Raw genomic sequence first — 23,046 nt, forward strand, 5'->3', positions numbered from 1 at the left:
TTTCACACTCGACAATCACTCAGGCAGGTCAAACACCGCAATCGATTCGACGTGGGCGGTATGCGGGAACATGTTGACCACGCCCGCATTCTTCAGCACATAGCCGCCCAGATGCACCAGCACGCCCGCATCCCGCGCCAGGGTGGCCGGATTGCAGGAGACGTAGACGATACGCTTGGGCTTCAGGTGCTGCTGCTCCTGCGGCAATTCCACCAGCGCCTTGCACACTTCCATTGCGCCCTCGCGCGGCGGATCGATCAGCATGCGGTCAAACTTCCCCAGCGCCACGAAATCCTCAGGCTTGGCTTCGAACAGGTTACGGCAATAGAAGGTGGTCTTGGCGTCCACACCGTTGACCTTGGCGTTTTGCAGCGAGCGCTCCGTCAGCGCCGTGCTGCCCTCGATACCCACTACCTCGCGCGCCTGGGTCGCCAGCGGCAGCGTGAAGTTGCCCAGGCCGCAGAACAGGTCGGCCACACGGTCTTGCGGCTGCACATCCAGCAGACGCAGCGCACGCGCCACCAGCACACGGTTGATCTGGTGGTTGACCTGGGTGAAGTCGGTCGGCTTGAACGGCATGCGCACGCCGAATTCGGGCAGCGTGTATTGCAGTTTCGATTCCGGCGGATAGTACGGCGCTGCAGTGTCCGGCCCCTTGGTCTGCAGCCACCACCCGATCTTGTGCAGGTCGGCGAAGGCCTTCAGGCTGTCTTCGTCGGCCGGCGTCAGCGCTTCCATGATGCGCAATACCAGCACGGTGATCTTGGCGCCGTCGTCGCCCTCGCCCACCGCCAGCTCGATCTGCGGCATGCGGTCGCGAATCGACAGGCCAGCCACCAGCTCGCGCAGCGGCATCAGCATGGCCGAGACGTTGGGCGGCAGGATCTGGCAAGTCTTCATGTCGGCAATGAAGGAGGACCGCTTCTCGTGGAAGCCCACCAGCACGCCGCCCTTCTTGGCCACGTAGCGCACCGAGATGCGCGCGCGGTAACGATAGCCCCAGGTCGGCCCGTAGATCGGGCGCAACATGGTTTCGGCGCGGGTCTTGCCGAGGTGCCACAGGTTGTCTTCCAGCACGCGCTGCTTCATGGCGACCTGGGCCGATGGCTCCAGATGCTGCATGGCGCAGCCGCCGCAGACGCCGAAATGCTCGCAGCGCGGCTGCACGCGCAGCGACGACTCGCGGTGCAACTCGGTCATGACGCCCGCTTCCCACTTGGGCTTCTTGCGATAGGACTGGAAGCTGACGCGCTCGCCCGGCAGCGCGCCCTCGACGAAGATGACCTTGCCTTGCGTGCCGTCCTCGTTCTCGAGATGACCGACGCCGCGCCCGTCCATGTCGAGCGACTTGATTTCGATGATGTTGTCTTGTTGCATGAAGGAAACTGCAGGGTGGGACGGATGTCCGCTGCCGAAGAACAAAAGAAGGCGGTATTGTCCGCGATCCGGCTGCGTGAGGGAAGCGCGTTACGCATCCGGCGCAACGCGAGGAGCAAAAAAGAGGCGGCGTCGCGACGAAATCGGCCGCGCCGGGATCAGAACAGCGCGTCGCGCCCCACGCCACGCGAGGTCAAGAGGCGCTTCAACTTCACCAGCGCCTCCTGTTGCACCTGACGCACGCGTTCGCGGGTGATGCCCATCTCGCTGGCCAGTTGCTCGAGCGTGGAAGGATCGTCGTTATCCAGGCCGAAACGGCGCGCCACCACCACGCGCTGCTTTTCAGACAGGCTCTTGAGCCACTCGCGGATCAGCACCGCCATTTCATGACTCTCGGCACGGGTGTCCGGGTGTTCTTCTACGGCGCTGGGCAGGAGATCCATCAAGCTGGCCTGGGGATCGTTGTCCAGCGGCGTATCCAGCGAGGCCGCGTGCTCGGACAGCGCCAGCACGTCCTGCACCTCTTCCACCGGGCGCTCGACCAGATGGGCGATGTCCTCGGCGCTGGCGTCGCGGCCGTCGCGCTGTTGCGCCTCCAGATGGTACTTGGCGCGCAGGATCTGGTTCAGCTCGCGCACCATGTGCACCGGCAGGCGCACCGTGCGCGCCTGGTTCATGATGGCGCGCTCGATGCTCTGGCGGATCCACCAGGTGGCGTAGGTAGAGAAGCGGAAACCGCGCTCAGGCTCGAACTTGTCGATGGCGCGCATGAGACCGAGGTTGCCCTCCTCGATCAGGTCCAGCAAGGCAACGCCACGATTGATGTAGTGCTTCGCGATCGACACCACCAGGCGCAGGTTGTGCTCGATCATCTTCTGCCGCGCCTCGAATTCGCCCTGCTTGGCCAGCGTGGCGTAGTGCAATTCTTCAGGAGCGGTCAGCAGCGGCTTGGCGCCAATCTTGTTGAGGTAGTGCTGGGTGGTGTCGGTGGAGAGCTCCGCCGCGAGCACCTTCTTGAGCTCGTCGACGCCACCTTCCGTTGCGGCAGGCTCCTGCTGCTCGGCAGCGGCGGCCGGATCGACATCGCCGTCGATCACTTCAGGTTCATCGATCTCACTAACTTCATCAATGGGATCGTCAATATCCTCGTTGCGAGGATCATGGTCTGGCAAGTGATCGCGGCGATTGCTTGTCATACGCTAGCGTGGCGGTAGGTATTTTGAAGGATCAACAGGCTTGCCCTGCTGGCGGATCTCGAAGTGCAACTTGACGCTGTCGCTGTCGGAGTTGCCCATCTCGGCAATCTTCTGGCCCTTGGTGACGCTTTGCCCTTCCTTCACCAGGATGGTCTTGTTGTGCGCGTAGGCCGACAGCAGGTTGTTCGTGTGCTTGATGATCACCAGGTTACCGTAACCGCGGATACCGCTGCCCGCGTACATCACCTTGCCGGCGCCTGCAGCCATCACAGCCTGGCCTGCCTTGCCGGAAATGTCCAGACCCTTCTTGCCGCCGTCGAAGGTGCCCACCACCTTGCCTTCTGCCGGCCACATCCAGGAAACGCCTTCATCGTCACCCGCAGCCGCCGCAGCCGCCGGCTTGTCGGCCGGATGCGCAGGCTCTGCCTTGGCAGGCGCGGCCACCGGCGCTGCCGGTGCGGAGGTGCCGGACGAATCAGGCTTTTCCAGCTCGGCCAGCGCGCTTTCCGAATACGCGCGCTTGTCGCCGCGCGGACCGGACTTGTTCGACGCGCCCGCCACAGGAACCGGCGCCGCCGGCGCCGATGTGCCCGGCGCGCCCAGTGGCTTGACCTCGATGCCGGCGCCCGGCGCCGCGGCGATAGTGGCCGTCTGCGTGGTGCCCGGCGCGCCTGGGGGCGCCACACGCAGCACCTGGTCGACCTTGATATCGTTCGGGTTGCTCAGGTTGTTCCAGGTCACCAGGTCGTGATAGCTCTGCCCCACTTCCAGCGCGATGCGGTACAGCGTATCGCCCTTCTTGACCGTGTAGTAGCCGCGCCCCGAAGGCACGGGGGTCGCGGGCGACACCGTCGCCGGGCCGACTTCAGCGGCCTTGCCGGTGCTGGAGGTGCGCTCCACGACGGGCGCCTGCTGATTCGGTGTCGAGCTGCAAGCAGCCAGGAGACCCACTACGCTCCCCAACACAGCCAAACGAATTTTCTTCATGCTCTTACATTAAATTTTGTACAACGCTAGTTGACCCGCAGCCAGCGTGAGAAGTTCATCAGGGAAACCCGGCCCTTGCCTGTTTGTCATGATGCTGTTGCCGCCCTCGCCGCGGCGCCCATCAATGGCCCCCTGCAACGGTTTCGACAATTTGCAGCCGATCTTGATACCCGCGCGATTCCGACCTATAACGAGCCAGTAGGCGCCGGACATATCAAGCAGGCCGTCTCCCTCAAACAGTACCTGGCCGCAGCGGCACGAAATGGCATTGCTCCATGGTCGTGCTGCGCCATTCATTCTGGCTGACGCGCTCGATCAGTTCCAGCACCTGCTCGCGCCCGCCGACCGGCGCGACCAGCCTGCCGCCTACCGCCAGCTGCTCCAGCAATGCCTGCGGCACTTCCAGTCCCGCGGCTGCCAAAATGATACCGTCGAACGGCGCCACCTGCGGCAAACCAAGCATACCATCTCCGTAATGCAAGCGGATATTTGCGATCCGCAGCGGACGCAGGTTGGTCTTGGCCAATTCATGCAACGGCTTGATGCGCTCGATGGAGTACACCTCGCCCGCCACGCGCGACAGCACGGCCGCCTGGTAACCGCAGCCGGTGCCGATTTCCAGCACGCGCTCCAGCTTTCCGCCCTTTCTGTTCTGGCGCATGATTTCTATCATGCGCGCCACGATATAAGGCTGGGAAATGGTCTGGTGATGGCCGATCGGCAAGGACGCGTCGATATATGCCTGGCTGCCCAGCCCGGGCTCCACGAACATGTGCCGCGGCACGGCCTCCAGCGCCGCCAGCACCTTGGCATCGGCCACGCCCTGCTTGGCCACGCGCGCCACCATGGCCCGCCGCACCGCTTCGGACGCCAATGGCGAGGCGTGGCTGGAATTGTTGGTCTGGGTCACCGCCATCACGTTCTTGACGGCCGTCCTGGGCGCCGGCGTTGCACTCAGCAGCGGCTGCGCAGGCGCCTGTGGACGACTGGCCGAGGGCAACGGCGCGGGCTGCGGGCGCAGCGCTTGCGACAGGCCCTGCTGCACCGGCTTCAGCGCGGCGCGCTGGGCGGACGACTGCGATTGCGACTGCGCCGCGTTCTTGGCCGCCGTCTGCGTGGTCGCCTGCGCACGCGTGCCGGGCACCGTCTTGCCCGAGGCAGCCCCCTTGCCCTTCTTGTCGACCACCGAAGAGAGCGTCAGCGGAAAGCGGCTGGACTTCTCGCTCATGCAAGCGCCTTCTTCAGGTTGTCCAGCTGTGCGTTGTGGGTCAGGTCGATCTGCAAGGGCGTAATGGACACGTAGCCATTGGCGGTTGCGTGGAAATCGGTGCCTTCGCCGCCGTCCTTGGCGGCGCCGGCCGGGCCGATCCAGTACAGGTCGCGACCGTGCGGGTCGGTCAGCTTGTGCACCGGCTCCGACATGTGGCGCTTGCCCAGGCGGGTTGCCACGCAACCCTTCAACTGCTCGTAGGGCAGGTTGGGAATATTGACGTTGAACAGGTAAGGCTTGGGCAGCGCGTCGAACTGGCGCTCCACCACTTCACGCGCGATGCGCGCGGCCGACTTCAGCTCGGCCCAGCCCTTGTGCATCTGCGAAAACGCGATCGAGGGAATGCCGAACAGGAAGCCCTCGGTCGCTGCGGCGACGGTGCCTGAATACAGCGTATCGTCGCCCATATTCTGGCCCTGGTTGATGCCGGAGACGATCAGGTCCGGCCGCTCCTTCATCAGCCCGGTCAGCGCCACGTGAACGCAATCCGAGGGCGTGCCGTTGAGGTAGTAGAAGCCGTTGGCGGCCTGCTCCACCCACAGCGGGCGATCCAGCGTCAGGGAATTGGAGCTGCCGGAACGGTTGCTGTCCGGGGCGACGACGGTAAGGTCGGCGATAGGCGCGAGCGCCTCGGCCAGGGCGATGATGCCGGGCGCGAGGTAGCCGTCGTCGTTGCTGATCAGGATTTTCATGGGCTGCATTTTAACCGAAGCCCGGGCCCAACAATCGGCCGCCGGAGACACAAAAATGCAGGCGCCGCCGCCCTATTCCTGGATGCTCAGTTCCTGGTAGACATACGCCGACAGCACCAGCTTGTCGCGGGTGGGCAAACCGGCGAATTCCACCCCGTATTTCAGGAAGTTCGGGTCGCCCAGCGACTCCACGGCGCGCAGCACCAGCGGCAGCTCCAGGCTCAGCTGCTGGTCCGCCACCGCAGCCACGAACCGCAACGAGCCGGTCGCCCCCTTCTGGGGCGCCATCCGGCCCGACAAGGGCGGCGCCACCAGCGACGCCCCGCCCAGGCTCAGATCGATGACGCTGGCCGGCAAGGGATGGGCGCCGGCCAGCGTGAGGAAGCCCTCGGCGCCAACCGGCACGCGGGCATCCTGGCGGATCACCGTGCAACGCACTTCACGCGGGATCGACAAATGCATGTACACGAACGGCGTCTGCTGGTACTTGATGAGCTGGGCGCCGAAGGCATAGGCGCGCTTGCCGGCTAGGGCGCGCACCACAAAGGCCTGCCCATCGCGCACGAACAGCTGCTTGCCGTCCTTCACCGGGGCGCTCACCAGAATGCTGCGGTTGGGCAGGCTGCCGACCAGGTTGACTGCATAACGCTGGGTCGCATCGTCGGCAAACTGCAGCCACAGCGTATCGCCGATCTGCCAACGCACCTCGTCGATGGTGATCACGCTCTCAGCGCCGCGCGCGGCGGCCGAGGGCTTGAGCGGCTTCTTGCCTGCGCCCAGCTTCTTGCGCAACACGTCGCGCGCCTGCGGCAGCGGCACGGATTCGGTATCAGGCTCGCTGACCCAGTTGGCGTTGCGGTAGAGGCCGTTCTCCACCAGGCCGTCCAGCTGGTCCTGGGTTTCGATGACGGTGCCGCGCGCCAGCAGCAACTTGCCCGCGTCGTTGTAGATCGGCCAGGGAGCGGCCTTTCCCAGCATCAGTTCGGAAGCCCTTACCGGCACCAGTGAAGTCGAACTGGACATGTCGTTTCCCTCGCGGCGGCCTTCTGTGCGCGCCACGACCGTATTGTTGTTGAAGTGGACACTACCTTAACCAAAAATCCAGTTTCATGCAGCATTGGCATGAAGTGCGGCAGCACCGGATCACGCCAGGTCGGGCTCGGCCTGGGTCGCCGGCATGGCGCCGGAGGCAGCGGCGGCACGGCGCGCATCCTGTTCGCGGAAAAATTCCTGCACCATCGCCAGTTCGCGCGTGCGCTTGAACGGCGGCAGGCTCTGCCAGATGCGGCGTCCGTAGTTCTTGGTGATGATGCGCGGGTCGCAGATCATCAGCACGCCGCGGTCGCCCTCGTCGCGAATCAGGCGGCCGGCGCCCTGCTTGAGGTTGATGATGGCCGACGGCAGTTGGTGATGCACGAAGCCGTTCAGGCCCTGCTTTTCCATCTCGGAAATGCGCGCGGCCAGCACTGGGTCGTCCGGCGGCGAGAACGGCAGCTTGTCGATGATCACCAACGACAGCGCATCGCCGCGCACGTCCACGCCTTCCCAGAAACTCTGGCTGCCGATCAGAACGCCGTTGCCGGCGGCGCGGAAGCGGTCCAGCAGCTCGGTGCGCCCGGCCTCGCCCTGCACGAAGAGCGGGAAATTCAGGCCGCGTTCCTCGAACTCGACGCGCAGGCGTTCGGCCGCGCGGTTCACCGCACGCAGCGTGGTGCACAGGAAAAAGCAGCGGCCACCGGCGGCCTCGATGGTCGGCAGCGCAGCATCGATGACGGCATCGGTGTACTCGAAGGAGTTCGGCTGCGGCAGGTTCTGCGGCACATACAGGATGCCCTGCTCGCCGTAGTTGAACGGGCTGGGCCAGGACTGCGCCGGCGCATTCCACAAGCCCATCTGCGCGGCATAGTGATTGAAGTCGCGCTTCACCGCCAACGTGGCCGAGGTGAAGATCCACGAGCGCGGCGTGCCTTCGCGCTGCCGGTTGAAGATGGGCGCGATCGACAGCGGCGTGCGGTGCAGCTGCAGCGAGGACGAGAAGGCCTCGACCCACAGCACATAGAACGGTTTTTCTTCCGGCGCTGGTTCCTCTTCCTCGCCCTCCTTCTTTGCTGCAGCCGGTTTGCTCGGCTTGGCAGGCTTGGCCGATGCCAACTCCTCGGGCGCGTTCCAGGTCTCCAGCTGACGCAGGATTTCGTTGGCGCGATCACGACATTGCTGGATGCTCTCGGCGCGCTCGGCCTGTTTTTCCAGCACGGTGATCATGTCATCCATGCAGTCCTTCAGGGTGTCAAGCGCGGGGAAGAAAGCGGCCGACGGTGCGATCTGGTTCAGCGCCAGCCGCACTGAATCTTCCGGGAAGGCCAGCCGGAGATCGCGCGCGGCGCGCTCCACCGGCGCCACCACGCGCGGCCAGTCGGCGCCGTCGCGGGCATGCGACAGCCCCTCGGCCAGCACGTCGCGGCACAACTCCAGCACCTGCGAGGTGGAGACCGTCTCGCCGAAGAACAGCGTGGCGGTTTCCGGCAACTGGTGCGCCTCATCGAAGATCACGGTATTGGCTGACGGCAGCAGCTCGGCAATGCCGGTGTCCTTCAAGGCGACGTCGGCGAAGAACAGGTGATGGTTCACCACCACCACGTCGGCCTGCTGCGCTTCCTTGCGCGCCTTCATGACGAAGCAATCCTGGTAGTACTGGCATTCGGCGCCGAAACAGGTATCGCGGGTAGAAGTCACCAGGTTCCAGACCGAGGCGGTCTCCGGCACCTGGGTCAGCTCGGCCTTGTCGCCTGACGAAGTGGTCTTCACGAAGCGCGAGATGTCGCGCAGGTAACCCACGTCCTCACGCGCAGTGAGGCGCCCGTTTTGCAGCGTGCGCTCGAGATGGAAATGGCAGACGTAGTTGCTGCGGCCCTTCAGCAGCGCCACCGACACCGGCGCCTGCAGGGCGCGACGCACGGTCGGGATGTCGCGATTGTAGAGCTGGTCTTGCAGCGTCTTGGTGCCGGTGGAGACGATCACCTTGCCGCCCCACAGCAAGGCCGGCACCAGATAGGCGAAGGTCTTGCCGGTGCCGGTGCCGGCCTCGGCGATCAGGGTGCCCTGGCCGGCGATGGCCGACGCGATCGCCTTGGCCATTGCGGTCTGCGAATGACGCGGCTTGAAGCTGCCCACGGCGCCGCCCAGCGGCCCGCCGGCGCCAAATAGCGCGTCGATCTCGGCATCGTGGATACCCGGTGTTTCCGGTACGGCGATATCGTCTGGGGCACTCACTGCGGCAAACCTGTGGCAAGAAAAACTGAATGGCGGAACGCCGGCATCAAGCCGGTTCCGGGCGAAGCGAAATCACATCGGGAAATGCGTGACAGGACGCTATTTTAGCGGAGACGAGACAGCCGGGCCCAAACGCTGCCGACGGCGGATCAGGCGGGGATGTCGGGCACCAGCTGCATCTTCAGCAGCGAGATGTGGTCCTTCAGCTGGAGCTTGCGTTTCTTCAGGCGACGCAGCTGCAGATCTTCCGAGCGGGAATCGCGGGTAAGCATGTCGATCACGCTGTCGAGGTCGCGGTGCTCGACTTCGAGTTCGATGATGCGGCGCTGGATGTCTTCGCGATGCGTGCTGGTCATGGTGTATGGCGGTTGCTGGCTGGTGTCGTATCGGATGTCGTGCTGGCTTCGGCCCCAAGCCATGGGCTCGCACTGCCGCCGCAACTTACCTCAGGGAATGAGCGCTAGTGTAATCCACCGGCAGCGGCGCGCCAACCTCGCGCAGGCGGCCGGGCTGCCCCGGTGGCGGCCGACCAACAGTCGGCGCGCCGGGGCGATGGCGGGATCGCCCCGCTTACTTGGCGGCCGGCGTGGTGGCCGACTGCGCCTCACGCTGCTTGCGCTCGGCGCGCTCGCGCTCGTTCTCGGCCTTCTTGCGCTCCACGTCCAGGCGATGCGCCTCGGCGTCCTTGATGCGCTGCTCGCGGGCGGCGGCGTTGGCCGCGCGCTCAGGCGCCTTGGCGGCCTCTTCCGCCTGCTGCTGGCGCACCTTGGCTTCGTGCTCACGCACGCGATAGTCGGCGGGCACATCCTTATTCTGGTCGATGCGCTGCTGCACATCGCGGTTCTTGGCGTTGCTCTCCTGCACCTTGCGGGCGGAGGCGGCTTCCTTGTCCTTCTGCTCGGCGAGACGGCGCGCCGACTCTTCCTGATCCTTGGCGTGCTGCTCGGCCAGCGAGCGGTCGCGCTCGTCGACATTGGCCTGGCGCTGGTAGACGTTGGCCTCGACCTCGACCTGCTTGATGTTCTTCTCGGCCACGCGCTTGCGCTCCTTGGCCGCCTCCAGACAGGAGTTCACCAGGAACTTGCCGTAGCAGGTGCGCTGGTCCAGCGTGTAGCGGACATTGGCGGCCTCGCGATCTTCCTTGGCCTCGTCCAGCGCCTTTTGCGCCACGTCGCCGGACTTGATGGTGCCGGCCGGATAACGCTGGTTCAGCGGCGCGCGGGCTTCCAGCTCGGCGAAGCGCTCGCGGCTCATCGTCACCGGCTGTACGGCGGCCGGCGTGGTCCCGGTAGCGGTGGCGTCACCGCCCGTGTTGGTTGCGGCCGATGCCGCCGGCGTTTGCGCTGCGCTCCAGCCCGCAGCACCGGTCAGCAGCAGGCCGCCCAGCACGCGCGAAAGTTGGGAAACGCTAGGAAAGCGGAAAACGCCCTTGGCATCAGCGAAAAAGCCTTGCATGTAGTTCTTGTCCATCTGGTAGTTGATCATGACAGCCGGTCGGCGACGGTGCGACGATCCGCCTCCAGGTATTCCTTCGACTGCATCTCAATGATACGTGAAACGGTGCGGTGGAACTCGTTGGACAGGGTCCCCGCAGTGTAAAGCTCGTCCGGCTCGACCTCGGCCGACATGATCAGCTTGACCTTGTGATCGTAGAACACGTCGATCAGCCAGGTGAAACGGCGCGCCTCCGAGGACATGGCCGCCGACATGCGCGGGATGCCCGAGAGGATCACCGTCTGGAAGCGGCTGGCCAGTTCGAGATAGTCGTTCTGCGAACGCGGACCGCCGCACAGCGTGGCGAAATCGAACCAGATGGCGCTGCCGGCGCGGCGCAGGGCGCGGATCTCGCGCGCCTCGATATGCACGCGCGGCTCCTCCTCCTTGGCCTCGGCCACGGCGGCGAAGGCGGCGCGCAGCTCTTCGTCAGTCTTGGCGTTCAAGGGCGTGTGGTAGACCTTGACCTGCTCCAGCACGCGCTTGCGGTAGTCGATGCCGGCATCGATGTTCATCACGTCCAGCCGTTCCTTGAGCAGCGCGATGGTGGGCATCATGCGGTCGCGGTGCAGTCCGTCCGGATACAGCGTGCTCGGCTCGTAGTTGGAGGTCATGACGAAGGACACGCCGTTGTCGAACAACCCCTTCAGCAGGTTGTACAGGATCATCGCATCGGCGATGTCGGAGACGTGGAATTCGTCGAAGCAGATCAGGCGATATTTCTTGGCGATACGCTTGGCGACCTCGTCCAGCGGATCGGAAATGCCCTTCAGCTCGTCGAGCTGGCGGTGCACGTCGCGCATGAACTCATGGAAGTGCAGGCGCGTCTTGCGCACCACCGGCACCACGGAATAGAAGCTGTCCATCAGGAAGGACTTGCCGCGACCCACGCCGCCCCACATGTAGACGCCGCGCGGCACGGCCGGCCGGCTGATCAGGCGCTTGAAGGTGGACGCGCGCTGCGCCTTGTAGGCAACCCATTCCTCATAGGCGCGCTGCAGGCGATCGATCGCGCGCAGCTGCGCCTCGTCGGATTGGTAGCCGCGCTCGCCCAGCGAGTGCTCGTAGAATTGGCGGACATCCATGGTGTGGTCTTTATTTTGTATTCATGACAGCGGGTTCTCCCCTCGCCTTGCGGCCGCTGCCCGCGCTCCTCGCGAACGGGAGCGCATGCTCGAATCTGCAGATCTGTCATCTGCACATCGTCAAAACAAAAATGGGCGAGCCAGGCTCGCCCATCGGTAAAGCATCTCAATGCTCAATACGCGCGCTTGGATGGCCGTGCGGCCATGGGCGACGCGTATTGTCGCATTGATCGCGCATCAGAAGTTCAGTGCGCGCTTGTCGACCGCCAGGGCCGCTTCCTTGGTTGCTTCGGACAGCGACGGGTGAGCGTGGCAGATACGGGCGATGTCTTCCGACGACGCACGGAACTCCATGGCCACCACGGCTTCGGAAATCAGCTCGGAAGCCATCGGGCCGACGATGTGCACGCCCAGGATTTCGTCGGTCTTGGCGTCGGCCAGGAACTTGACCATGCCCGAGGTATCGCCCAGCGCACGTGCGCGGCCGTTGGCCAGGAACGGGAAGGTGCCAGCCTTGTACTGCACGCCGTCGGCCTTCAGTTGCTGCTCGGTCTTGCCGACCCATGCGATTTCCGGCGAGGTGTAGATGACCCAGGGAATGGTGTTGAAGTTGACGTGGCCATGCTGGCCGGCGATACGCTCGGCCACTGCAACGCCTTCTTCTTCGGCCTTGTGCGCCAGCATCGGGCCGCGCACGACGTCACCCACAGCCCACACGTTGGGCAGGCTGGTCTTGCAGTCGCCGTCGACGGCGATGAAGCCGCGCTCGTCCAGCTTCAGGCCCACGCCTTCGGCGTTCAGGCCGATGGTGTTCGGGGTACGGCCGATCGACACGATCAGCTTGTCGAACTCGCCCTTCTGCGCGTCGCCCTTGGCGTCGGTATACTCGACGGTGACGCTGTTCTTGCCGGTCTTGATGGCGCCGATCTTCACGCCCAGGTTCACGGCCAGGCCCTGCTTGGTCAGCAGCTTCTGGGCTTCCTTGGCGATCTGCTCGTCAACTGCACCCAGGAAGGTCGGCAGCGCTTCCAGCACGGTCACTTCCGCGCCCAGGCGACGCCACACCGAACCCATTTCCAGGCCGATCACGCCGGCGCCGATCACGCCCAGCTTCTTCGGCACTTCGGAGATGGCCAGCGCGCCGGTGTTGGACAGGATCAGCTTTTCGTCGAACTCGGCGCCCGGCAGTGCACGGGCGTTGGAGCCGGTCGCCACGATCACGTGCTTGGCGGTGATGGTTTCTTCAGCGGCGCCTGCCACCTTGATCTCGTAGCCGTTGGCGTCGCCCTTGACGAAGGAGCCGCGGCCGTGGAAGAAGGTCACCTTGTTCTTCTTGAACAGGTACAGGATGCCGTCGTTGTTCTGCTTGACCACGGTGTTCTTGCGACCCAGCATCTTGTCCAGGTTCAGGCCCAGGCCCTTGACTTCGATGCCGTGCTCGGCGAAGCCGTGGCTGGCGTGCTCGTAGTGCTCGGACGATTGCAGCAGCGCCTTGGACGGGATGCAACCGACGTTGGTGCAGGTGCCGCCGGGAGCGGGACCGCCCTTCTCGTTCTTCCATTCGTCGATGCAGGCTGCGTTGAAGCCCAGTTGCGCTGCGCGGATGGCAGCCACGTAACCGCCGGGACCGCCGCCGATGACGACCACGTCAAAATTCTTGCTCATGTTTTTTCCTAATGTTTTGTCGCGGACAGTTGCTATCCGCGGATACAAAAAAAGCGCCGAACGAAGTTAGCCGTTCAGCGCCTATCCGGCTCTGTGGCGTGGCGGGCAAGCGTAGCGAGCAGTCCGAGGTCGCTGCGAGAAGCGCAGCCGTACCGTTGTACGGCGAGCATCACAGCAGCGAGATCGGGCTGCGCAGTAGCTTGCCCGGTACGCATTACAAATCGAGCAGGAGGCGTGCGGGATCTTCCAGCGCTTCCTTGATGGCCACCAGCGACAGGACGGCTTCGCGGCCGTCGATGATGCGGTGGTCATAGGACAGGGCGAAGTAATTGATCGGGCGCACGACGACCTGACCATTTTCCACCACAGCGCGTTCCTTGGTGGCGTGGATGCCCAGGATTGCCGATTGCGGCGGGTTGATGATCGGGGTCGACAACATGGAACCGAAGGTGCCGCCATTGGAGACGGTGAAGGTACCGCCCGACAGTTCTTCGATCGACAGCTTGCCGTCCTTGGCCTTCTGGCCGAACTCGACGATCTTCTTCTCGATGTCGGCGATGGACATCTGGTCGGCATCACGCAGGATGGGCACCACCAGACCACGCGGCGAACCGACAGCCACGCCGATGTCGAAGTAGCCGTGGTAGACGATGTCGTTGCCGTCCACCGAAGCGTTCACGATCGGGTACTTCTTCAGGGCGTGCACGACGGCCTTGACGAAGAAGGACATGAAGCCCAGCTTGACGCCGTGTTCCTTCTCGAACTGGTCCTTGTACTTGTTGCGCAGGTCGATGACCGGCTTCATGTTGATTTCGTTGAAGGTCGACAGAATCGCGTTGGTCGACTGCGATTGCACCAGGCGCTCGGCGACGCGGGCGCGCAGGCGGCTCATCGGCACGCGCTGTTCCGGACGGCTTTCCAGGCCGGCCTTGACCGGTGCGGCGACTTGCGCCAGTGCCGGCTTGGCGGCGGCAGCAGGAGCGGCGGCAGGCGCCGACAGTGCGTTGAGCACATCACCCTTGGTGACACGGCCATCCTTGCCGGTGCCGGTGACTTGCGAGGTCGACAGGTTGTTGTCGGCCAGCAGCTTGGCTGCGGCCGGCATGGCGACGTCGCCCTTGTTGGCCAGTTCCGGAGCGGCGACCGGGGTCGGCTCGTTGCCTGCTTGCGGGGCCGGTGCGGCCTTGACTTCGCCCGGCTCGACCTGTGCCGAAGCGTCGGTATCCAGGATCGCGATGACCTGGCCGGCGACCACGGTGGCGCCGTCGGCGGCGATGATCTGGGTGATGACGCCTTCAGCCGGCGCCGGCAGTTCCAGCACGACCTTGTCGGTTTCGATGTCGATCAGGTTTTCGTCGCGAGCAACTTTCTCGCCGACTTTCTTGTGCCATTGCAGCAGGGTTGCTTCTGCAACGGATTCCGACAATTGCGGGACCACTACTTCGATTTGAGCCATTTATATTTCTCCAATTCGGGTAATTCGTTCAATCAGACACGGGCGCGCCGCCCTCGCTGCGCGCCCGGTTCTCAACACTGTTATTTGGTCAGCACAAAGCCCTTGAGCTTGGAGAAGGCGGTTTCGATCAGTGCCTTCTGCTGAGCGTAGTGCTTGTCGTAGTAACCGACGGCCGGCGATGCGCTTGCCGGGCGACCGGCGTACGCCAGCTTCTGACCTTCGGACAGGTTCTCGAAGATGTTGTGCTGGATCTGCAGCCATGCGCCCTGGTTTTGCGGTTCGTCCTGCGCCCACACCAGTTCGTTGAAGTTCGGGAACTGCTTCAGCGCGGCAGCGAAGGTCTTGTGCGGGAACGGATACAGCTGTTCCACGCGGATGATCGCGGTGTCGGTCTGGCCGCGTTCCTTGCGGGCGTTGACCAGGTCGTAGTACACCTTGCCCGAGCAGGCGATGATGCGCTTGACCTTCTTGGCGTCGATGGTTTCGTCGACTTCCGGGATCACGGTCTGGAACGAACCCTTGGCCAGGTCGGACAGCGGCGAACCGGCGTCCTTGTTACGCAGCAGCGACTTCGGCGTCAGGATGATCAGCGGCTTGCGGAACAGGCGGATCATCTGGCGACGCAGCACGTGGAAGATCTGCGCGGCGGTGGTCGGCTGGACCACTTGCATGTTGTTGTCGGCGCACAGCTGCAGGTAACGCTCCAGGCGCGCGGACGAGTGTTCCGGACCCTGGCCTTCGTAGCCGTGCGGCAGCATCTGCACCAGGCCCGATGCGCGACCCCACTTCACTTCGCCCGAGCTGATGAACTGGTCCATCACCACTTGGGCGCCGTTGGCGAAGTCGCCGAACTGGGCTTCCCAGATGGTCAGGGTGTTCGGCTCGGCAGTCGAGTAGCCGTATTCAAAGCCCAGCACTGCTTCTTCGGACAGCACGGAGTCGATCACGGTGAAGACGGACTGGTTCTCGGCCACGTTCTGCAGCGGCACATAGGTGCCGGCATCCCAACGCTCGCGGTTCTGGTCGTGCAGCACGGCGTGACGGTGCACGAAGGTGCCGCGGCCGGCGTCCTGGCCGGTCAGGCGCACGGCGTAGCCGGACGACACCAGCGAGGCGTAGGCCAGGTGTTCGCCCATGCCCCAGTCCAGGTTCATTTCACCGCGGGCCATGGCGGCGCGGTCGTTGATGACCTTCTCCACCAGCGAGTGGGCCTTGAAGCCTTCGGGGATGGTGGTGATCTTGGCGCCCAGGCGCTTCAGTTCAGCCAGCGGCACGGCGGTTTCCGCGGCGTCGGTCCACTTGCGGTTCAGGAACGGCAGCCAGTCGACGGCGTACTTGCTCTTGAAGTTGGTCAGCACCGGATCGATGGTGTGCTTGCCGGCATCCATGGCGGTGCGGAAGGCCTTGACCAGCTCTTCGCCGCCGTCGGCAGCGATGGTCTTCTGCGCAGCCAGCTTGTCGGCGTACAGCTTGCGGGTGCCCGGGTGCTGGGCGATCTTCTTGTACATCAGCGGCTGGGTCAGCGCCGGGGTGTCCTGCTCGTTGTGGCCGAGCTTGCGGAAGCAGATGATGTCGACCACGATGTCCTTCTTGAACTTCATGCGGTAGTCGACAGCGATCTGGGTCGCGAACACGACGGCTTCCGGATCGTCGCCGTTGACGTGCAGCACCGGTGCTTCGATCATCTTGACCACGTCCGAGCAGTACAGCGTCGAACGGGAGTCGCGCGGGTCGGAGGTGGTGAAGCCGATCTGGTTGTTGATCACGATGTGAACCGTGCCGCCGGTGCCGTAGCCACGGGTCTGCGCCAGGTTCAGGGTTTCCATCACGACGCCCTGGCCGGCGAAGGCGGCGTCGCCGTGCACCAGGATCGGCAGCACTTGCGAGCCGTCCTTGTCGCCGCGGCGATCCATACGTGCCTTGACCGAACCTTCAACCACGGGGTTGACGATTTCCAGGTGCGACGGGTTGAACGCCAGCGACAGGTGGACCGGGCCGCCAGGGGTGGAGACGTCGGACGAGAAGCCTTGGTGGTACTTCACGTCGCCGGCCGGCAGGTCGTCTGCGTGACGGCCTTCGAATTCGGAGAACAGTTCCTGCGGGGTCTTGCCCAGGATGTTGACCAGCACGTTCAGACGGCCGCGGTGGGCCATGCCGATGACGATTTCCTGCACGCCGTTTTCGCCGGCGCGCTGGATGGTTTCATCCAGGGAGGCGATGAAGGATTCGCCGCCTTCCAGCGAGAAGCGCTTCTGGCCGACGTACTTGGTGTGGAGGTAGCGCTCCAGGCCTTCGGCCGCGGTCAGGCGCTCCAGGATGTGCTTCTTCTTCTCGGCGGAGAAGCTGGGCACGGCGCGGGTCGGCTCCAGGCGCTCTTCCAGCCAGCGCACTTCGGCCATGTCCGAGATGTAGGTGAACTCGGCGCCGATGGAGCGCGTGTAAGTGTCGCGCAGCATCTGCAGCAGGTCGCGCAGCGATGCGGTCTCAGGGCCGAAGTAAGTGTTGTTGATGTTGAACACGATGTCCAGGTCGGCATCGGTGAAGCCGTAGAAGGCCGGATCGAGTTCGGGAATGCTGGGGCGTTCCTGGCGTTGCAGCGGGTCCAGGTTGGCGAAACGGGAACCGAGGTCACGGTAGCCGGCGATCAGCTGGGTAACAGCGACGCGCTTGCGGCCCATGTCGGAGTCGGCGGAGGCGATGACGGTGCGGATCGGGCCTTGCTTGGCGCGCTCGGCGAAGGAGGCGACCACGGGAGCGTGGGCGACGTCGGGACGGTTCGAGCCATCGGTGGCGGGAACGTGCTGGACGGCGTCAAAGTAGGCGCGCCAGTTGTCGGGGACGGATCCGGGATTGTTCAGATAGGCTTCGTACAGTTCTTCGATGTACGGAGCATTCCCACCGAAGAGGTAGGAGTTGATGTTGTATTGCTCGTAGAGCTTTGTCATTTGCTCACCTTTCTTCGCGTTTCGCGAGATTAGCGGGTTTCTACACCTTCCGCGACACGGCCTGACCGGTTAGCGGATTGCATCAAGTTGTGGGGGAAGGACTTTGTCTACCTGAACTTCTGTATTCTGTACGTCATCCAGTCAGCGCTCCGGAATTATATATCCTTCTCTCCAATAAAAAAGCGAATCCTGATGGATTCGCTTTTTTATTTGCAGCCGCTTGCAGCGGGCGTTTCAAACCACCAACACCCACCTGCCAGGCCTTTTTGCACAAGCCTTGCGCCCTGCTCCGCCAATCCTCACAAGACAGGAAAAACAAGCGCACGAACGTGCTTTGTTGCCCGCCGAGAAACACCGGCGGGCAGGCCCGGCAGAGCCGATCAGCGCTTGTCGATCGGGGCGACGTCGCGACGTGCAGAGCCGACGAACAGCTGGCGCGGACGACCGATCTTTTGCTCCGGATCAGAGATCATTTCGTTCCACTGGGCGATCCAGCCGACGGTACGCGCCATGGCGAAGATGCAGGTGAACATCGAAGTCGGGATGCCCAGCGCGCGCTGGACGATGCCCGAGTAGAAGTCGACGTTCGGGTACAGCTTGCGGCTGACGAAGTATTCGTCTTCCAGCGCGACCTTTTCCAGTTCCATGGCCAGCTTGAACAGCGGATCGTCGTGCAGGCCCAGTTCGTTCAGCACTTCGTGGCAGGTTTCGCGCATCAGCTTGGCGCGCGGGTCGTGGTTCTTGTACACGCGGTGACCGAAGCCCATCAGCTTCACGCCGGAGTTCTTGTCCTTCACTTGCTTGATGAACTCAGGAATCTTGTCGGCCGAACCGATTTCTTCCAGCATGTTCAGCGCGGCTTCGTTGGCGCCGCCGTGAGCAGGACCCCACAGGCAGGCGATGCCGGCGGCGATACATGCGAACGGGTTGGCGCCGGAGGAGCCGGCCAGACGCACGGTCGAGGTCGATGCGTTCTGCTCGTGGTCGGCGTGCAGGATCAGGATGCGATCCAGCGCGCGCACCAGCACGTCGTTGACCTTGTACTCTTCGCACGGGTTGGCGAACATCATGCGCATGAAGTTGGCGGTGTACGACAGGTCGTTACGCGGGTACACGAACGGCTGGCCGATGCTGTACTTGTACGCCATGGCGACCAGGGTCGGCAGCTTGGCGATCATGCGGATGGCCGAGACTTCGCGATGGTTGGCGTTGGAGATGTCCAGCGAGTCGTGATAGAAGGCCGACAGTGCGCCCACCGAGCCGGTCAGCACCGCCATCGGGTGCGCGTCGCGACGGAAGCCACGGAAGAAGAAGTTCATCTGCTCGTGCACCATGGTGTGCTTGGTCACGGTGTCGGTGAACTCGGCCTTCTGGGCCGCGGTCGGCAGTTCGCCGTGCAGCAGCAGGTAGCAGGATTCCAGGAAGTCGCAGTTCACGGCCAGCTGCTCGATCGGGTAGCCGCGGTACAGCAGCTCGCCCTTGTCGCCGTCGATGTAGGTGATCGAGGAGTTGCACGACGCGGTCGACATGAAGCCGGGGTCGTAGGTGAATTTGCCGGTGCCGACGTACAGCTTGCGGATGTCGATCACGTCAGGGCCGATGGTGCCCTTGTAGACAGGAAAATCTACGGATGGAGACCCGTCGGAGAATGACAGGGTAGCTTTGATATCGGTATTGGACATAGCTTTTCCTTTTGCTGGGATGGTGAAACCGTTAATCAAAACCGCGGCAGCACTGCCTGGCGACATCTGAGCAACGATGCGCTGGGTGGCATGACAAAAAACAGGCCGCGTTCGAGCAAAATCCGTCTGGCTTGTGGCCAGGCGCAAAAATCAGGCTGTACGCAGCTTTTTCAGCAACGCGTGCACCTGCGGCAGATCGACCGCCGCTTCCGGCTCCTTGCGAGCCAGCAGCAAGTCCATCAGGTCGATGTCGGACAAGTCCATCAAGCGCGAGAACGCGTCGACCTCGTCGTCGCTCATCGTGGCCTCGTTGGCATCGAGATAGCGCGTCAGGATCAGGTCGTTCTCCAGCAGCCCGCGGCGTGCGCGCCAGCGCAGACGCGCTCTCTTGGCCGGATCATCCTGGTGACGTTCAGTCATGAACTCGCTCGCTTCAATCATACTTATTAATCTTTGATATTGCCGGAGGCCGGCATTGCCGGTCCGGCGGCGGGAAGCCCCTTGATCCTGCTTCCCGCCTCGGGCCGCCCAGGCATTGCAGCCTGCGGGCGGACGGCCCGTGTCTCCTGCTCACCGTCTTGCGCTTATACCGCGCGACGAACCATCAGTTCCTTGATCTTGCCGATGGCCGCGTTGGGGTTCAGACCCTTCGGGCAGACGTCGACGCAGTTCATGATCGAACGGCAGCGGAACAGGCGGTACGGGTCTTCCAGGTTGTCCAGGCGCGCGCCGGTGGCTTCGTCGCGGCTGTCGGCGATGAAGCGGTAGGCTTGCAGCAGGCCGGCCGGGCCGACGAACTTGTCCGGGTTCCACCAGAACGACGGGCACGAGGTCGAGCAGCAGGCGCACAGGATGCACTCATACACGCCGTCCAGCTCTTCACGCTGCTCGGGCGATTGCAGACGCTCCTTCTCGGGCGGAATGCTCTCGTTGATCAGGTAAGGCTTGATCGAGTCGTACTGCTTGAAGAAGTTGGTCATGTCGACGATCAGGTCGCGAATGACCGGCAGGCCCGGCAGCGGCTTCAGAACGATGGGTTCGGTCAGCTCGTTGAGGTTGGTGATGCAGGCCAGGCCGTTCTTGCCGTTGATGTTCATCGCGTCGGAACCGCACACGCCTTCGCGGCAGGAGCGGCGCAGCGACAGCGAGTCGTCGACGTCGGACTTGATGCGCTGCAAGGCGTCCAACAGCATCTTGTCGGTCGGCTTGAGCTCGACCGTCAGATCCTGCATGTATGGCTTCTCGTCCTTGTCCGGATCGTAACGGTAGATTTTGAATTTCAGGGTGCGAGTCATGTTGCGACCTCTTAGAAAGTACGTGCTTTAGGTTTAAATGTCTCGACGGTCAGCGGCTGCATGTTGACCGGCTTGTAGTCGAGACGATTCCCCTCGGAGAACCACAGCGTGTGCTTGAGCCAGTTCACGTCGTCGCGCTGCTCGTAGTCGCTGTGCGCGTGGGCGCCGCGCGATTCCTTGCGGGCGGCTGCCGACGTGATGGTGGCCTTGGCCGTTTCGATCAGGTTGTCCAGCTCCAGGGCTTCCTGGCGCGCGGTGTTGAACACCTTGGACTTGTCCTTGAACGAGACATGCTTGCGACGCTCGTCCAGCTCCATGATCTGCTTGTAACCTTCTTGCAGCAGCGCATCGGTACGGAACACGCCGCAATACTTCTGCATGGTCGAACGGATGGTGTTGGCCACGTCCTGCACGCGCTCGGAACCGGTGCTGCTTTCCAGGCGGGCGATGCGCTCCAGCGACTTGTCCAGCGCGCCGGCCGGGATCGGACGGTGGCTCTGGTCTTGCAGCTTGGTGCCCACGATGTGGTTGCCGGCGGCGCGACCGAACACCACCAGGTCCAGCAGCGAGTTGGTGCCCAGGCGGTTGGCGCCGTGCACCGAGACGCAGGCGCATTCGCCGATGGCGTACATACCCTGCACCACTTCCTTCATCGAACCGCCCTTCGGCGCGACGACCTGGCCGTGCACGTTGGTCGGGATACCGCCCATCTGGTAGTGGATGGTCGGCACGACGGGGATCGGCTCCTTGGTCGCGTCAACGTTGGCGAACTTGTGGGCGATTTCCAGAATCGACGGCAGGCGCTTCTTGATGGTGTCGGCGCCGATGTGGCGCAGATCCAGCAGCACGTGATCCTGGTGCTGGCCGACGCCGCGGCCTTCCTTGATTTCCTGGTCCATCGAACGCGACACGAAGTCACGCGGCGCCAGATCCTTCAAGGTCGGCGCATAGCGCTCCATGAAGCGTTCGCCGTTGCTGTTGATCAGGATGCCGCCTTCGCCGCGCACGCCTTCGGTGATCAGCACGCCCGCGCCGGCCACGCCGGTCGGGTGGAACTGCCAGAACTCCATATCCTGCAGCGGCAGGCCGGCGCGTGCGGCCATTCCCATGCCGTCGCCGGTATTGATGAAGGCGTTGGTCGATGCGGCCCAGATACGACCTGCACCGCCGGTGGCGAACAGGGTGGTCTTGGCGTGCAGCATCATGATTTCGCCGGTTTCCATTTCCAGCGCGGTCACACCGAGGACATCGCCCTCTTCGTTACGGATGATGTCGAGCGCCATCCATTCGACGAAGAAGTGAGTCTTGGCGCGCACGTTGCGCTGGTACAGGGTGTGCAGCAGCGCATGACCGGTACGGTCGGCAGCGGCACAGGCGCGCTGCACAGGCTTCTCGCCCAGGTTGGCGGTGTGGCCGCCAAACGGACGCTGATAGATGGTGCCGTCGGGGTTGCGGTCGAACGGCATGCCGAAGTGTTCCAGCTCGTAGACAGCCTTCGGGGCTTCACGGCACATGAACTCGATGGCGTCCTGGTCGCCCAGGTAGTCCGAACCCTTGACGGTGTCGAACATGTGCCAGTACCAGTTGTCTTCCGACATGTTGCCCAGCGAAGCGCCGATACCGCCTTGTGCGGCAACGGTGTGCGAGCGGGTCGGGAAGACCTTGGACAGGACGGCGACGTTCAGGCCGGCTTCGGCCAGTTGCAGCGAGGCGCGCATGCCGGAGCCGCCGGCGCCGACGATGACCGCGTCAAAACGACGGGTGGTGATTGCGGATTTGATGGCAGCCACGATTTAATTTCTCCACAGAATCTGCGCGGCATAGCCGGCGCAACCAACCAGCCACAGGATAGCGGCTACTTGCAGGACCAGACGCAGGGCGACCGGCTTGACATAATCCATGAACGCGTCACGCACGCCGATCCAGGCATGGAAGAACAGCGCCATGAAGACCGCGAACGTCGCGACCTTGAACCATTGATGCGAGAACAGCGCCGCCCAACCTTGGTAGGAAAAGCCGACCGAGGTGAAGAAGCACACCAGCAGGATGACGGTATAGGCGGCCATGACCACGGCGGTGGCGCGTTGCGCCAGCCAGTCACGCATGCCGTAGTGGGCGCCGACGACCAGGCGCTTGGATCCGATATTGTTGTTAGCCATTTTCAGAATGCTCCGAACAGTTTCAATGCAACCAGGATCATCAGGACGATGCTCACGGTGAGCACGGTGGCCGACGACTTGCGCGCGCTATCCTTGTCCAGACCGATATGGAGGTCCATGATCAGGTGGCGGATACCGGCGCAGAAATGATGGAGATAGGCCCAGGACAGGGCGAGGATGACCAGCTTGACGAACCAGTTGGAGGCGAAGCCCTTGAGGTACTCGAAAGTCCCCTCGGAGAGCAGGCTGCTGTCCAGCATGAACAGAATGAACGGCAACATCAGCAACAGGAACAGACCGCTAATGCGGTGCATGATCGACACCAGCGCGGCCAGCGGCATACGGTAACTGGCGATTTGGGTCAGCTGTATGTTACGAAATTGCGGCCGTGGTGGTTTAGCGGCTTCAGACATACAAGGTTCTCCTCAGATTAAAACAATCCTGCAATTTTCGCCGATTTTACAAATCGTCAT

19 protein-coding genes are annotated in these 23,046 nt (G+C 63.4%); all 19 read right to left on the reverse strand.

Going from position 1 to position 23,046, the window contains the following annotated elements; all coding sequences use genetic code 11:
* Window positions 1-15 precede the first annotated feature (15 nt).
* A complete protein-coding gene (gene rlmD, locus J8I26_RS15940; protein ID WP_209608097.1) occupies window positions 16-1,377 on the reverse strand; it encodes a 23S rRNA (uracil(1939)-C(5))-methyltransferase RlmD in 1,362 nt (453 codons plus the stop codon).
* 158 nt (window positions 1,378-1,535) lie between these two features.
* Window positions 1,536-2,573 carry an RNA polymerase sigma factor RpoS gene (gene rpoS / locus J8I26_RS15945; protein WP_209608098.1) on the reverse strand — a complete coding sequence of 346 codons (1,038 nt, stop codon included), beginning with the start codon at window positions 2,571-2,573 and terminating at the stop codon, window positions 1,536-1,538.
* Window positions 2,574-2,576: 3 nt separating this feature from the next.
* Window positions 2,577-3,560: a peptidoglycan DD-metalloendopeptidase family protein gene (locus tag J8I26_RS15950; protein ID WP_209608099.1), complete on the reverse strand. Its 984-nt coding sequence runs from the start codon at window positions 3,558-3,560 to the stop codon at window positions 2,577-2,579.
* 232 nt (window positions 3,561-3,792) lie between these two features.
* On the reverse strand, window positions 3,793-4,788 hold the full coding sequence (locus J8I26_RS15955; RefSeq protein ID WP_209608100.1) for a protein-L-isoaspartate(D-aspartate) O-methyltransferase: 996 nt from the start codon (window positions 4,786-4,788) through the stop codon (window positions 3,793-3,795).
* Window positions 4,785-5,522, reverse strand: a complete 738-nt coding sequence (surE, locus tag J8I26_RS15960) for a 5'/3'-nucleotidase SurE (RefSeq protein ID WP_209608101.1) — start codon at window positions 5,520-5,522, stop codon at window positions 4,785-4,787. The genes J8I26_RS15955 and surE overlap by 4 nt, the downstream gene beginning before the upstream one ends.
* 72 nt (window positions 5,523-5,594) lie before the next feature.
* Entirely contained in the window at window positions 5,595-6,545 is a 951-nt protein-coding gene (locus J8I26_RS15965) for a flagellar brake protein (protein ID WP_209608102.1), read from the reverse strand.
* A gap of 120 nt (window positions 6,546-6,665) precedes the next feature.
* Window positions 6,666-8,792: an ATP-dependent DNA helicase gene (locus J8I26_RS15970; protein WP_209608103.1), complete on the reverse strand. Its 2,127-nt coding sequence runs from the start codon at window positions 8,790-8,792 to the stop codon at window positions 6,666-6,668.
* Window positions 8,793-8,941: 149 nt separating this feature from the next.
* Complete coding sequence (locus tag J8I26_RS15975) at window positions 8,942-9,148, reverse strand: YdcH family protein (protein WP_209608220.1); 207 nt, start codon at window positions 9,146-9,148, stop codon at window positions 8,942-8,944.
* A gap of 214 nt (window positions 9,149-9,362) precedes the next feature.
* Complete coding sequence (locus J8I26_RS15980; RefSeq protein WP_348635326.1) at window positions 9,363-10,277, reverse strand: hypothetical protein; 915 nt, start codon at window positions 10,275-10,277, stop codon at window positions 9,363-9,365.
* Entirely contained in the window at window positions 10,274-11,371 is a 1,098-nt protein-coding gene (gene zapE, locus J8I26_RS15985; RefSeq protein ID WP_209608104.1) for a cell division protein ZapE, read from the reverse strand. Before zapE ends, J8I26_RS15980 begins: the two co-directional genes overlap by 4 nt.
* Window positions 11,372-11,608: 237 nt before the next feature.
* On the reverse strand, window positions 11,609-13,036 hold the full coding sequence (lpdA, locus tag J8I26_RS15990; protein WP_209608105.1) for a dihydrolipoyl dehydrogenase: 1,428 nt from the start codon (window positions 13,034-13,036) through the stop codon (window positions 11,609-11,611).
* 214 nt (window positions 13,037-13,250) lie between these two features.
* Complete coding sequence (gene odhB / locus J8I26_RS15995; protein WP_209608106.1) at window positions 13,251-14,492, reverse strand: 2-oxoglutarate dehydrogenase complex dihydrolipoyllysine-residue succinyltransferase; 1,242 nt, start codon at window positions 14,490-14,492, stop codon at window positions 13,251-13,253.
* An 80-nt stretch (window positions 14,493-14,572) separates the two neighbouring features.
* Window positions 14,573-17,437: a 2-oxoglutarate dehydrogenase E1 component gene (locus tag J8I26_RS16000; protein WP_209608107.1), complete on the reverse strand. Its 2,865-nt coding sequence runs from the start codon at window positions 17,435-17,437 to the stop codon at window positions 14,573-14,575.
* A 380-nt stretch (window positions 17,438-17,817) separates the two neighbouring features.
* Window positions 17,818-19,119, reverse strand: a complete 1,302-nt coding sequence (gltA, locus tag J8I26_RS16005) for a citrate synthase (RefSeq protein WP_209608108.1) — start codon at window positions 19,117-19,119, stop codon at window positions 17,818-17,820.
* 150 nt (window positions 19,120-19,269) lie between these two features.
* Window positions 19,270-19,539: a succinate dehydrogenase assembly factor 2 gene (locus tag J8I26_RS16010; protein WP_209608109.1), complete on the reverse strand. Its 270-nt coding sequence runs from the start codon at window positions 19,537-19,539 to the stop codon at window positions 19,270-19,272.
* Window positions 19,540-19,703: 164 nt separating this feature from the next.
* Window positions 19,704-20,414, reverse strand: coding sequence for a succinate dehydrogenase iron-sulfur subunit (locus J8I26_RS16015; protein WP_209608110.1), 711 nt, complete (start codon window positions 20,412-20,414; stop codon window positions 19,704-19,706).
* An 11-nt stretch (window positions 20,415-20,425) separates the two neighbouring features.
* Entirely contained in the window at window positions 20,426-22,204 is a 1,779-nt protein-coding gene (gene sdhA / locus J8I26_RS16020; RefSeq protein ID WP_209608111.1) for a succinate dehydrogenase flavoprotein subunit, read from the reverse strand.
* Window positions 22,205-22,207: 3 nt separating this feature from the next.
* Window positions 22,208-22,573 carry a succinate dehydrogenase, hydrophobic membrane anchor protein gene (gene sdhD / locus J8I26_RS16025; RefSeq protein WP_209608112.1) on the reverse strand — a complete coding sequence of 122 codons (366 nt, stop codon included), beginning with the start codon at window positions 22,571-22,573 and terminating at the stop codon, window positions 22,208-22,210.
* A gap of 2 nt (window positions 22,574-22,575) precedes the next feature.
* Window positions 22,576-22,986 (reverse strand): succinate dehydrogenase, cytochrome b556 subunit, encoded by a 411-nt coding sequence (gene sdhC, locus J8I26_RS16030; RefSeq protein WP_209608113.1) that lies wholly within the window; start codon window positions 22,984-22,986, stop codon window positions 22,576-22,578.
* Between the last annotated feature and the right edge of the window lie 60 nt (window positions 22,987-23,046).

The sequence above is a fragment of the Herbaspirillum sp. LeCh32-8 genome (genome assembly GCF_017814915.1).
In the GTDB taxonomy this organism is placed as follows: domain Bacteria; phylum Pseudomonadota; class Gammaproteobacteria; order Burkholderiales; family Burkholderiaceae_D; genus Herbaspirillum.

Excerpts from the sequence above, each read along its gene's own strand:
- rlmD (WP_209608097.1), bottom strand. The coding sequence starts at position 1,377 with ATGCAACAAGACAACATCATCGAAATCAAGTCGCTCGACATGGACGGG.
- J8I26_RS15975 (WP_209608220.1), bottom strand. The coding sequence starts at position 9,148 with ATGACCAGCACGCATCGCGAAGACATCCAGCGCCGCATCATCGAACTC.
- surE (WP_209608101.1), bottom strand. The coding sequence starts at position 5,522 with ATGAAAATCCTGATCAGCAACGACGACGGCTACCTCGCGCCCGGCATC.
- J8I26_RS16000 (WP_209608107.1), bottom strand. The coding sequence starts at position 17,437 with ATGACAAAGCTCTACGAGCAATACAACATCAACTCCTACCTCTTCGGT.
- sdhD (WP_209608112.1), bottom strand. The coding sequence starts at position 22,573 with ATGGCTAACAACAATATCGGATCCAAGCGCCTGGTCGTCGGCGCCCAC.
- J8I26_RS15955 (WP_209608100.1), bottom strand. The coding sequence starts at position 4,788 with ATGAGCGAGAAGTCCAGCCGCTTTCCGCTGACGCTCTCTTCGGTGGTC.
- J8I26_RS16010 (WP_209608109.1), bottom strand. The coding sequence starts at position 19,539 with ATGACTGAACGTCACCAGGATGATCCGGCCAAGAGAGCGCGTCTGCGC.
- rpoS (WP_209608098.1), bottom strand. The coding sequence starts at position 2,573 with ATGACAAGCAATCGCCGCGATCACTTGCCAGACCATGATCCTCGCAAC.
- J8I26_RS16015 (WP_209608110.1), bottom strand. The coding sequence starts at position 20,414 with ATGACTCGCACCCTGAAATTCAAAATCTACCGTTACGATCCGGACAAG.
- gltA (WP_209608108.1), bottom strand. The coding sequence starts at position 19,119 with ATGTCCAATACCGATATCAAAGCTACCCTGTCATTCTCCGACGGGTCT.
- zapE (WP_209608104.1), bottom strand. The coding sequence starts at position 11,371 with ATGGATGTCCGCCAATTCTACGAGCACTCGCTGGGCGAGCGCGGCTAC.
- lpdA (WP_209608105.1), bottom strand. The coding sequence starts at position 13,036 with ATGAGCAAGAATTTTGACGTGGTCGTCATCGGCGGCGGTCCCGGCGGT.
- J8I26_RS15950 (WP_209608099.1), bottom strand. The coding sequence starts at position 3,560 with ATGAAGAAAATTCGTTTGGCTGTGTTGGGGAGCGTAGTGGGTCTCCTG.
- sdhC (WP_209608113.1), bottom strand. The coding sequence starts at position 22,986 with ATGTCTGAAGCCGCTAAACCACCACGGCCGCAATTTCGTAACATACAG.
- odhB (WP_209608106.1), bottom strand. The coding sequence starts at position 14,492 with ATGGCTCAAATCGAAGTAGTGGTCCCGCAATTGTCGGAATCCGTTGCA.
- J8I26_RS15980 (WP_348635326.1), bottom strand. The coding sequence starts at position 10,277 with ATGATCAACTACCAGATGGACAAGAACTACATGCAAGGCTTTTTCGCT.
- J8I26_RS15965 (WP_209608102.1), bottom strand. The coding sequence starts at position 6,545 with ATGTCCAGTTCGACTTCACTGGTGCCGGTAAGGGCTTCCGAACTGATG.